The 13,146-nt window shown below is 44.8% G+C and carries 4 protein-coding genes; all 4 read left to right on the top strand.

Features of this window, described 5'->3' with window-relative positions:
- Positions 1 to 25 precede the first annotated feature (25 nt).
- The 4 genes from KZ483_RS25785 to KZ483_RS25770 all read left to right on the top strand — a co-directional run bounded on the left by KZ483_RS25785 (position 26) and on the right by KZ483_RS25770 (position 12,763).
- Positions 26 to 9,121, top strand: coding sequence for a Tc toxin subunit A-related protein (locus KZ483_RS25785; RefSeq protein ID WP_220350380.1), 9,096 nt, complete (start codon positions 26 to 28; stop codon positions 9,119 to 9,121).
- Between the two features lie 212 nt (positions 9,122 to 9,333).
- Positions 9,334 to 10,338 carry a hypothetical protein gene (locus KZ483_RS25780; protein WP_220350379.1) on the top strand — a complete coding sequence of 335 codons (1,005 nt, stop codon included), beginning with the start codon at positions 9,334 to 9,336 and terminating at the stop codon, positions 10,336 to 10,338.
- 57 nt (positions 10,339 to 10,395) lie between these two features.
- Complete coding sequence (locus tag KZ483_RS25775) at positions 10,396 to 10,659, top strand: hypothetical protein (protein WP_220350378.1); 264 nt, start codon at positions 10,396 to 10,398, stop codon at positions 10,657 to 10,659.
- Between the two features lie 40 nt (positions 10,660 to 10,699).
- Positions 10,700 to 12,763, top strand: coding sequence for an OmpL47-type beta-barrel domain-containing protein (locus KZ483_RS25770; protein WP_220350377.1), 2,064 nt, complete (start codon positions 10,700 to 10,702; stop codon positions 12,761 to 12,763).
- The last annotated feature ends 383 nt before the right edge of the window (positions 12,764 to 13,146 follow it).

Below are 13,146 nucleotides of genomic sequence, written 5' to 3'. Positions count from 1 at the left end.
CAAATGAATAGAGGAGCGTCGCGTTATGGAGAATCGAACCAGGAACCCCAAGAAGTCTGATGTAAAAATCGACTTGTTCAAATTCAATCTAAAATCAGATAAACAAACAAAAGCGTTCGAGAACGTCTACAAGAAAAACAACGGCAATTGGTCCGCCGTCAAATCCGAACTCGCTGAGGCAGAAGGTTTTGCGCCGGAAGTCATCAACAACCTTGAATTTACCCATCATCTGGCCGAGTGGAGCAGGGACAACAAAGACTTGATTTCAGCTTTCCAAAAAGACGACCAAATCAATTCGATGCGCGATATTGCGGCAAAATTAAATAAAACGGCATTTATCGAAAAAGTGAAGGGTCTTGCTCCGGAAGAATCAGAGGAAGACAAAAAGGGTTTTGCCCTTAATCTGCATCGCGAGCTGTTTTCATTGGAACCTACCGCCATGCTGGTTAACATGATCAGAGACCCGCAGGTACCGATGCTGAATGACGCAATAGGCGCCAATGTCGCGGCGGTTTTAGCAAAACAACCCGATTTCAATATCAAAACCACTTCTGTCTACGAGGTTATCAAGAATGAAGAGGCGTTGAAGGACATTCCTCTCGAAAATCATGAAACGGTCATAACCCAGCTTAAAACCTTGCAGCGCATCACAGCGGTCAGCCCGGACACGGATGCCATGCCGGTGCTGTATAAAGCGAACCTGCATTCCGCCATGCAAATTTCGGCCATACCCAAAACGCAATTTATGGCGGTTATGAGCCAGAGCGGTTTGGATGAAAGCACCCTTATGCAGATTCATACCAATGCGCAGCAGGCGCGTGTCCGTAATGAACAGGCAATAATGGCGTTAAGAGAAGCACACAGAGGTACAGGCGTAGCCATGATCGACAAAAGCATGAACATGACCGCTGCCGCAAATATGGAAATGAGGAGCTTAAAGGTCGAGGGAGATGCAGCTCCCTCGACCCTCGAAGAAAAGCTGGAAAAGCATAACCTTTCCTGGGATTTGTTATTTGGCGATGCCGATTTCTGCGAATGCGGCGAGTGCAATTCCGTGTACAGCGCGGCGGCATACTATGTGGAGCTGCTACAATATCTGCGCAGCAACAATCTGGATCCTGATCCGGACAACCCGATACCGATAAAGTCTAATCCCAAGGATATTTCAGGCACACCTCTCGAGAAGCTCTTTGACCGCAGGCCTGATTTGGGGTGCCTGGAGCTCACCTGCAAAAATACCAATACCATTCTGCCGTATATTGATTTGGTCAATGAGGTTATGGAGAACTATGTCGCATTCAAGCGCCTTAAACCTTTTAATGTGGAGGATGAAACAAGCAGCGAGCTGCTTGCGGAGCCGCAGCATACCGAATACCAAGCGTATTGCATTCTGAAGAATGAGGTTTATCCCTTCACATTGCCTTATCATCAACCCATCGATGCCGCTAGAATTTACTTGAATCATTTGGATACCAGCCGCTATGAACTGATTAGTACGTTTAGAAGAGATCATACTGATGCTGATGCGGAACTTACCCAATTGAAAGACGAAGCCTTGAATAGAGCCGAAGATGCCGAATTTCTGGGATTGACCATGGAAGAATATGTGATCCTGACTAAGGAGTGTTTCGAAAGCAAAGCCTTGATGGACAAGCTGAAAAGCAAAATCCATACCGATGATGAATACCGACAGTTGATTGGCGTAAAACCGGTTTGCCAATACTATGGCTTTGAGGATGATAACACCATGCTGGGGGACGAGGGGCTTACCCTCATCAAGAAAGAGTTCCTGCGTCGTACGGGCATCGACTACTTCAATCTGGTCAATCTGTTAAAAATCAGATATATCAACCCCTGTATGCCTAAAGGGAAATCGAAAGCCATAATGGAAAGCCTGCACTTCAGCTATCGGTTTTTACAGAACTACGCCAAGATTCATGGCATTGATAAAATGGCGGAAGACCTGGTTAAGGGTGAAAAACTGGCCGCGCTTATGCCGCTGCTGAAAGAACAAGTTGAGTTAATAACGGATAAAAAAGCCTTGAGCTGTCCGAAGTCAAACCGGGAAGAAATAGAGATATCCGATAAAGATCTCATTCACTGGGTGAAATGCCAGTTTGTAAAAGTCGGCAGGATGATCGTGATTGAGAGCGGCAGAGGTTGTGTGAATGGCCGGATTTCAACAACCAGACGAGTGATAGCTATAGTCGAAGATTGTAAAATTTTCTTAAGTAATTCAGATCAGAAAATTGAAATCGGAACGATTGATAAAAAAACCGGAGAAGTAACGTTTAATAATGCGCAAGCCCCCGTAGATAAGAGTGCTTTAAAAGAACTATCGTTCATTGGCGATAAAGGTGAAAAAGGCGTTTTTCTGGTTCACGATAACAAGGTTTATCTTGTCTTCTTGGAACAGAAAGACAGCTGCGACCTCGATACGGCGCTGCTTCAGCATTTGGACGGCACGCCTGTGACCGCCCTGGAATATGACAGGATTCATCGATTCATCCGTTTATGGCGTAAGCTGGGCTGGACGATGGATGAAACCGATCAGAGTATTGCGGGCCTTAGCGTCGCATTCCCTCATGACAGTAAACCCGCAGACAGTATTTGCGGTCATTGCGGCGACGATGATTGCAATGGTGAGGATTGCGACGATTGTGAAGAAGATACGGCCGCGCACGATTACGACATTAACCCGAATCTTATTCATCAGCTTACAGCTGTAAAGCAGCTATGGGATCTAACAGGTCTTGAGCTGATTAAGCTGCTTTCTTTCTGGGGCGATATTAGCACCGCAGGGGAAAAGTCGCTTTATCAGCGGCTGTTCCTGACCCACAATGTACTCGCGATCGATAAAATATTCAAGGCTGACGATAAGGGGAATTACCTGACGGGTGACGCCAAATTACTTGAGCATGCTCCGGTGGTGATGGCTTCTCTCAATCTTTCTGCCGACGATATTCAGGCGATCATGCAGGCTGCCGGAATGGAAGACAAGCTTACCCTGCCGGGCTTGTCCGTCCTATATCGTTATCGTCTGCTATCGAAAGTGCTCGGCTTAAAAATCCCTGCCTTCGTAAGTATTGTGCCGTTGTACGGAAATATCTTTCAGGATGCCCATTCATCCCTCGAATTTATGAAGCGTTGGGAGAAGATGGAATCGGCCGGACTTACCCATCAGCAGATGAATTACATCATCCGGGATGCAGATGACGATAAGAAACCATTTGCCCCAACCCACAAGAGCATTTTGCAGCTGAGCAAAACCTTATATGACGGCTTAAATGCAATTGATGAAGCGCATAAAGACTTACAAGCCGATCCTTCAATTACAGACCCCGCTTTGCAAAAAATAAACATCCAGGAACAAGCAACCGGTGCGTTGATACGAACAAAAACCAGTCTGCTGTTTGAAACCGGCATTGTTGATAAAATTATCGGCATATTGGAAGGCACAAACGTATTTACGACCAACGCACCGAAAAATGTTGACTTTACTTTGCCGGATACTCAAACACTTAAAAACAAGCTCAAATACGATAAAACCGTGGGAACCATTCAGATTACAGGCATTCTGACCGAATCTGAAGCTGCGGATTATAAAGCCGTCAGCATCAGCTCCGAATGGGCTAACGCGCTGACACGTATTCAAAAGCAGCAGGACAAGCTGTTTAAAGAGCTTTTGTCGGGTGTATTTGCAAGCGAACAAACAAAAACAGAGGCTGAGAAAGCACAAATAGAAGCAATGATCAAATCGGGAGACATCATGATTCCATTGGATAAGATCCCGGAAGGAGAAGCAGACACCAACACCGCCCCCCTGAAAAGGGCGTCCTTCCTGGAAATGTTTTTACCTTATTTGCGTCAGCAGTTAACCCGTCGCTTCGTGATCGATACGCTTGCCGATTTTGCCGGGCTTGACGCGAAAATCACCGATGTTCTGGTTTCAGAGGTGCTGAAGCAGGGCTCGCCTGTAACGCCGATTTACAGCATTTTCGCAAAAATCAAGGAAAACGCGAAACCGGATGAGACGAATTGGAGCGGTTATGTTATACCGGCCGCCGACGCCGGCTATACGTTTATTATTAAAAATAGCGACACGTTGCCCATTGTCAGCATCGATGGAGGCGTGGTGGATTTTACCGCCCAGGAAGACCCGACTAATGAGTGGTGGAGCGGGGCAATAACGCTGCAGGCCGGAAAATTGTACAAGCTGGCTGCGGCGGGCGTAGAGCTTAAAAATATATTCTGGAAAACACCTGCTTCAGCTATCACTTCTATTCCTTCTTCCGCATTGATCCCTGATTTTGCTTCCAGTCAATGCGAGCCTGCCTTAATCGCTTTGAAAAAAGCAGCCATGCTTGTTTCCGTCTTTGATTTAAGCGCGGATGAAATCCGATTTCTTGATCTTCACAAGAGCGACTTTGACCATTTGGATTTTAATGCACTTACGCTTATGCAGTGGCTGCGCATAGAGGCATACATAAGGCTGCGTAATTCCCTGCCGCAGGCCAAGCTAAACATGCTGGAATTTTGGAATTGGGCATATGATGCCGCATCGGATGAGACCAAACTCACCCAAAAGATCGCCGATCTCACAGCCTGGAAAAAAGAACGCATCGAGAAATTAATAGCTGCAAATCATTTCAATATTGGTAAATTAGAAGATTATCGTAATGAACAGAATCTGCTTAAGCTGCAGAATGCCTTAACGGTAGCGGGCAAAATCAGCGTTGATATTGATTTGCTTTTCGAATGGGCAGTGCCTGTTTCCAAGTTTAACACCTGCCGCAAAATAGCCGACAGCATCAAAAATGCCATTCGGGCCAAATACAATCAAACCGATTGGGAGCAGGTCGTTAAGCCTCTCCATGATCGGCTTCGGAATAATCAGAAAGAAGCGTTGATCGGTTACTTGCTGCAGCAGAAAGAATTGATAGCCTGGAACGTGACTGACGCGGACGGATTATTCGAATATTTCCTGATCGATGTTCAAATGGAAGCCTGCATGGAAACCTCGCGCATCAAGCAGGCTATCTCGTCCGTGCAATTATTTGTGCAGCGCTGCTTCCTGGGCCTGGAGGAAGAACATAATGGCGTAAAGTCCGGTAACCTGGACCGGCCGCGTTGGGATTGGATGCAGCGTTACAGGGTTTGGGAAGCGAACCGCAAAGTATTCCTGTATCCTGAGAACTGGATCGAAAGCAATCTGCGGGATGATAAAAGCCCGTTCTTCAAGGAGCTTGAAAGCGAGCTGCTGCAGAAAGACATCAATAAACAAAATGTCACCGATGCTCTTAAGTCATATCTTTATAAAGTGAATGAAGTGGCAAATATGGAAGTGGTCGGGTTGTGTATCGATGGAACACGGACTGAGGCACGGTGGAGTAATAATGCAAAGCTTCATGTTTTCTCCCGTACTCGGAATGCTCCCTATCTCTTCTATTACCGCTACTTGGCACTAGATGAGATGAACTGGTATCCGTGGGAGAAGATGCAGGTTGATATCCCAAGCTATGATGTGGAAGACCTTGCAGCACATGAGGTAACGGATAATGGATGTTTCCTCACGCCTGTAGTATGGAATGAGAGGCTGCTCGTATTCTTTCCGGAGATCATGAAGAAGACGAAACCTAATCCCGCTTCCACCAGCAGCAGCTTTAGCTCGCTCGGAAATGATTCTGATGGAATCACTAAATCAAAGCCTATTGATTACTATGAGATCAAAATGGCTTGGAGCGAGTACAGAAATGGAAAATGGACGCAGAAACAGATCAGTAAAGACGCGGTCTATTCAAACCAGATCGATGCAAAACACAAGATTCAGTTTTTCAAGTTCATCCCGATTGTTTCTACAGATAAAGTAATCATCGACGTTGATGATTATTTAGACAGTGACGGCGGTTACAAAGGCGCTTTTGAGTTTAACGGAACGGGTTTAAAAGTTGGAACGGTAATAAACACCGCAGCAATTCCGATTGACTATTTTAATCAAGATAACGGAAATTTATATTCATGGCAGATCGATTCTTCCAGTAAGACAAGACTGAACACGGATGTTTATTTTTATGAGCAAAGCTCCAGAGAAACAATGACTGGCATATATACGATTCAAACTGAATTTAATTATCCTGAAACCCGGCATCTGCTAGGGAGAATGAATCTCGGTCAGTTGGAGCTCTTTTTCAAGGAAAACCTCTCTATGCCGGCAGACAGCTTCGGTCCGTTTGACCACGACGATAATTCCGCCACACCAAATATTTATCACGAGCTTAAACGGCCGTATTCGCTTTATAATTGGGAGCTATTTTTTCACACGCCCATACTATTAGCGGATGCGCTGAGCAAGGCCCAGCAATATGAGGAAGCCATGAAGTGGTTCCACTTTGTGTTCAACCCGATTGCCGGTGAGAATGAAGATAATCGATTCTGGCAGTTTAATCCGTTCAAACATATCAACAGTCAGCGGATACTGGACAGCATCTTCAATAACCTCAAGCCTAATGCGGCGGATAAAACGATCAACGAATGGCGGAATAAACCTTTTATGCCGCATTTGGTAGCACGGAGCAGACCGGTTGCCTACATGAAATGGGTTGTAATGAAATACATGGATAATCTTCTCTCATGGGGCGACTATCTTTTCCGTCAAGATACGATTGAAACCATCAACCAGGCAACCCAGCTGTATGTTTTAGCAGGCCACATACTAGGCCCGCGGCCAATGATGATACCGAAGCGGGGTACTATCAAACCGCAGACTTATATTGGTTTGCTGGATAAATGGGATGCTTTCGGCAATGCAATGGTTGAGTTGGAATTGGCGGCGCCTTTCAGCAATCAAACGGCTTTGCCTGTTGGTGTGGTCAATAATGAGATTGCTTTTGCCAATATCTTCGGCATGGCCTCGTCCTTATATTTCTGCATTCCAAACAACCCTAAGCTTATGGGCTATTGGGACACACTGGCCGATCGGTTATATAAGATACGCCATTGTCAAAACATTGATGGAGTTTTCCGGAAGCTTCCCTTGTTTGAACCGCCTATTGATCCGGCTTTGCTGGTTAAGGCTGCCGCGCAGGGGCTCAGCATAGCCTCCGTATTAAACGATCTTAATGCGCCAATGCCTAATTACCGCTTTTACTATTTGCTGCAGAAGGCTCTGGAATTATGCAATGAATTAAAGTCATTAGGCGGCGCCATGCTTTCCGCCATTGAGAAGAAAGACAACGAAACCATCGCGCTTATTCGTGCAAAACACGAGGGAGTCATGCACAATCTGGTGATGGAAATCAAGAAAAGACAGCTGGAAGAAGCTCAAAAAAATATTGAAAGTCTAATGCAAAACCGTAAGACACCGGAAGCCAGGATGAAATATTATCTGAAGCTAAGCGGCCTGGACGAGAGCCTCGTACCTGCCGACACGGCAGATTTCAGTGGAATACCCAATGAGATAGTGACTGTGGACGGGGATAGCGGATTAAAATTGATACCATTTGAAAAAGAGGACATGGATAAGGCGAGCGAAGCGCAAAATAAGCAATCCGAGGCTGCCCTTCCTGAAAAAATAGCAAGCATACTGCATATCGTTCCTAATTTTAGCGGCAATATTGAACCATTCGGTGTTGGCATGTCCATTACCTTCGGCGGCTCTAATTTGGCAGCGGCTGCTCAGGCCTGGGCTAAATTCCTGCAGCTTGATGCAGCTGAATTGACTTATGCTTCCGCAAGCGCGGGTAAGAAAGGCGGCTTTACACGCGCCATACAAGATCGTATTTTCCAGGCCAACGCTGCCGGCTATGAATTAAAGCAGATCGACAAGCAAATTACTGCCCAAGCCATACGAATCGATATTGCCAACCAGGAAATAACCAATCAACAAAAAGCAATCGACAATGCCAATGAAGTGGAAGAATTTATCAAGAACAAATATTCCAGCGAAGAGTTATATACCTGGATGAGGGGAAGCCTCAAAACCTTGTACCATCAGGTTTATAATCTGGCTTACGACCTCGCTAAAAAAGCCGAGAAAACATATGCCTTTGAAAGAGGTATCAGCAGCGTTAATTTTATTCAGTCCGGTTATTTTAATGCGGGCAGAGACGGACTGCTCTCAGGCGAGCAGCTCTATGTAGGGCTTAAGCAGCTCGAAGCGGCTTATCAGAACGAACGGGGACATCATTACGAGATAACCAAGCAGCTCTCACTCTATCAAATCAATCCTTTGGCTGTCATACAGCTCCGAGAAACCGGCAAATGTGAATTTGCACTGCCGGAAGTCATATTTGATATGGATTACCCGGGACATTATAAACGCCGCATCAAAACGGTATCGGTTTCCATTCCTTGTATTGCAGGTCCTTATACAGGTATTAATGCCACACTCAGCCTAATGGAGAATAAATTCCGAAACACAGCTATAGGCGGTAAGGCTTATGAGGAGAACACCGAGGAAACGGATGACAGGTTCAGTTCTTATTCGATACCGATTAATGCGATAGCGGCCAGTTCCGCTCAGAATGACAGCGGGATGTTTGAGCTTAACTTCAAGGACGAGCGATATTTGCCGTTTGAAGGGGCAGGGGTGATCAGCAGGTGGCGCCTGGAATTGCCGGCATTCAGACAATTTAGCTACCACAGTATCTCCGATGTCATTATTCACTTGAAATACACAGCCTGTGAAGGCGGTGAACGGCTTAAATCCGCTGCAACCAAGTCACTATCGAAACGGCTTGAAAGCATTGAACAGCAGCTTAATGAAACTGGCTTGCAGGTAGCTTTGAATATGAAACATGACCTGCCGGGTGAGTGGCAATTGCTCAAAAAGAATGGAACGGTTGATTTCAAAATCGATAAATCAAGGCTGCCCTATATGGCGCAGACCATTGATGCTGCTGTTGAAAGTGTAATGTTTGTGGCAAAGGTTAAGGATAACCCGGTAAGTTTTTCAGTTAAGGTTGACGGTGATGCCATCGATCTTGACAGAATAGTAGAATGGAAGCTTTGCCGGGGGAGCAGCTTAGACATTGAGTTGGATAAATTATTTGCATTGTCAGTCGATCCCGCAACTCTCATTAATCTTGAGGAATTGATGATCGTTGTGAATTATAGTTTTTAATATGGTTCATGCATAATGCTTATTTTACCACAGAAAACACATCACAAAATGGTGTGTTTTCTTATTGTGGATGCCGTTGGATTTGCTGTCCACGTTTGGGCAAACACGGTTTTTTAAACAAAAATAACTGCTTATTCACTATTCAAGTCAACCTGCACGCTTTATAGTTAAGTTGGTTTTTACCAATATATCTTAATAAGCGGGGGCTATTTGTGAATGAAATGATGCTTCATACCAGTAGTCCACCTATCTATGCTTTTCCAATCTACGCCAATCTGCTCTCCATCATCTCCAACCATAGAAGCTCGGATGCTTGGTATTACTCGAATTTTATACAATTGAATGCTTCCCCGGTCAACCATACTTTATCATTCTACGATTGCTGGAACTACATAGACAAATGTCCGCTCATTAGCAAGGATTTAATAGATAGATCGGTAATAACAACAACATGGAATAATGATATCATTCGATTTCTGATTCATGTCATTACAGAGGGTTCGTATGCTTATTTCTTTATTGATGAGGCGAAAATTAAAAATTCCTACTTATCAAAATCACAAAAATCGTTTACACACGATGTAATGGTATATGGTTATAACCTGAAGGAGCGTATCTTCCACATAGCAGGAAGTTTCGGATCGGGGAAATACACCGAAAGCACATGTAGTTTCGAAGAAATGAAGCAGGCTTATGATAACACGGATTTAAGTAAGGATTGGTTCTATGGCATTCAACTGCTTCGCTGTGACTCCGAAGGGGAGTTTGAATTTGATCCGAATATTTTCAAAGAACAATTATCCGACTATCTTCTCTCCGTAAATTGTGCGAAAAAAAGTATGGATCATCAATATTTAAATGAACGGTTCGGTATGGATGTTTATGACGTTGTAGTTGATTACCTTTCATTACTTGCGGAGGGGAAGTCAACCAAGAGATTGGTTAAACCCTTGCATTTTTTGTGGGAGCACAAGAAATGCATGTACGACAGGATTGTTTACATGGATAAACGGAATTACTTCCTGTCTGCCCCCAATATTGGTCTATTAAAGGAAGTTTTTTCCGATATATCTACCAGGACCCTTCTAATCCGCAACAGATTCTTAAAGTATTTCGTGGACAACAATGAAAAAAGCATTGGGAAGATTATACGGGACCTTCAGAAAGTTAGAACAGATGAGGAATATGGAATAAAATTATTACTTGAGTCGACTTGAACCGAAAGTAATGAGCAAATTACCTCGCGCTGTGGCGCTTAGTTCTATCCCAAACTGATGAAAACCTTGATCGAGTGCTTCTCACTCTCTCACAAGAAAAGGGCAGGGCCAAATTTCTGGCTGCTGCCCTTTACTATTTCATATCAACAACATCGTTATAAAAATAGTATCGAAAAGACAACTATTATAGAAAAATTCTTATATAACCGAAAATCAGCCCACTCTATAATCGAATTACAGGAAGACAAATGGTTTGGAATGAAGGGGGGATATCATGGAGAATTTCAGCAAGTAATAGCTCGCAGCCTCAATGCGGTTTGATCACGAGCTCGGACTCAATATCATTTTGGAGGTGTAGTGTTTGAAAAAATCCTTCATAACCGTTTTGTTTATGGCGGCCCTGTTCGTAGTAGGAGGCACCGGCGTATACGCTTATGAAAAGATTCAGGTCGATTCCGTTGACGGTACAATTTGGGATTATAAGGATAATCGCATTTTATTCCTGGATGCAAATCATGGACTGAAAGTAAAAGACCAGAGTACAGGCCAGATCACAACCATTGCCCAGGGCAAGACGCCTACCGTTGGTTTCCTAACGCCCAAAGGCGCCATTTTCCTCGCGAAAAGCGACGGAGCGGCTTCCACCGCACTGTACGATTGGCGCGACGGTAATTTAATCGAACTCGGAACAGTCGATCCCACTTTAATCGTAAAAGGGAATTATGCCGTTTATAATATCGGCTCGACAATCTATTTGCGTGACTTGACCACAGGCGAAAGCAAGCTGGTTACGGATAAGGCTGACGACCACGGTTATGATGTGAGCGATGATTGGCGGGCTAATGGTGCTTCAACCGTAGTGTGGAGCAACAAGGAAGACCACCAGATCTACAGTTATCTGGAAGGCAGAACGAAGAAAATAACAAACAACTCGCAGAAACAACATTTTTCACCGATAACAGACGGGGTTAACATTATGTATACCCGTATACCTGTCTCCGGTTACGGTGATGCCGAGACAGTAGTCTATTATAATGATGGTTGGGGTTGGATTACCGAAAACATAATAGCGACTTCCTCTACACTAAGTATTCCTTATCAGGACTACACAGTAAACAGTGGTTATGTTGCAAGCTATTTAAATAGTAATAAAGATAGTTTGACAGCCTATCAAAACTCCGGTACTCCCAATAATGATTATATTCTCAATTACAATGAACCGATTAAATCTTTTAAATTAGGTATGCACGGTGACGTTCTATTTGCAACAATGTCGGATGAGGTTTACTATTGGCGTGATGTTTATTGGGGTTCGGACTTGACTCTGACTTCTATTAGCGCTAATGCAAAAGTTTTTTGGCTGGAGCGCTTCATTTTTGTAGCAGAAGGAGGCGTACTGAGCAAAGTATTGGTATCTTCGTATGACAATCCTCCTGTCAATACAGTTACACCTGCTCCGGGTTCGGGCTGGACGAACATTACGGAATACACCGTAACAGCAGTAGATGATGGCTCGAATGTGAAAACAGTCTGGCATCTCAACGGTAATATTGGTGAAGGAACGACAGTAAAAATCCCTTCAGAGGGACGTCATGTCCTGACGGTTAGCAGCGATGACTCGGGTGGAAATAACGATTACGATTATATCGAAATAAAGGTGGACACTACACCGCCGGTTACCACATCCACGTTCACTCCGGACGGCGATCGTTTCTCCGTCACATTGTCCGCAAAGGATAACTTATCGGGAGTAAAGGGAATATTTTATCGGATTAACCAAGGCAATTGGACGCAGTATTATTTTCCGCTGAAACTGACCGCATCCGAAAAAGATAGTTTGGAATTCTACAGCGTCGATAATGCCGGTAATAAAGAGGCAGAAGTTCCACCCCCGCCAAGCGACACCACCGCACCAACGACTGAACTGCTCGCCAATGCAGCGGCTCCGGCAGCGTGGTATAACGCCGATGTCAGCGTAAAGTTAAATGCATCTGACGGTGCTTCGGGTTCGGGCATCGCCAAGACGTTCTACCGCACAAACGAGGGAGAGTGGAAAGAGTATTCGGCTCCTTTTACGCTGTCGGCGGCCGCCGCATACAAGATCGAATACTACAGCAGCGATCTTGCCGGCAACAAAGAGACAGCGAAATCAGTGACCCTTGGCATCGACAAGACGGCCCCGGTCACCACTTACAAGGTCACGCCGGTATACGGCACGGATAAACCTGCCCCGTACATCAAAGGGTATACCGTTACGCTAACTGCTGCGGACTCACTATCGGGTGTTAAAGCTACGTTTTACCGGACCAAAGGCGGTGCCTGGACGAAGTACACAGCCCCCTTCAATCTGCAGTCCGGCGAAGGCAATACCAATCTGGAATTCTACAGCGAGGATCACGCAGGCAATAAGGAAGTTCATTCATAATGCAATTTGGGGCGGCTGGGACCGCTCCTTTTTTTGTATCGGGAACAGGGATAATGTCGGGGGCGGCCTAGGCTGCCCCTTTTTTACTGACGTTGAATGAACATTGTATTGTTTTCGATGATTCAAGAGGGGAATTGTGCGGGTTAATAGGCTGAAAAATAGTCTTTCATTTTAAGGAGTGCGCCAATATCCGAGAATAGGATGTGTGGAGGTGATTGGCGATGTGGTTTGGCAAAATCAAAAACCTACTATGTCAGTATGAAGGACACTTATATAACGTATATCTGACATTTACATTGACACATTTGGATTGTTTCGCATTATAATATAATAACTCATCTCATAATTCGATTAATCAAGCGTAATATGATAGGAGTATGAGA

The organism is Paenibacillus sp. sptzw28, from assembly GCF_019550795.1.
GTDB lineage: Bacteria > Bacillota > Bacilli > Paenibacillales > Paenibacillaceae > Paenibacillus_Z.
Note: the sequence above shows the minus strand (reverse complement) of the source record. Positions and strands in the feature narration are given on the sequence as shown.

Bases quoted from the DNA above. Each gene is read 5' to 3' on its own strand.
- KZ483_RS25785 (WP_220350380.1), top strand. From the start codon at position 26: ATGGAGAATCGAACCAGGAACCCCAAGAAGTCTGATGTAAAAATCGAC.
- KZ483_RS25775 (WP_220350378.1), top strand. From the start codon at position 10,396: ATGAAAACCTTGATCGAGTGCTTCTCACTCTCTCACAAGAAAAGGGCA.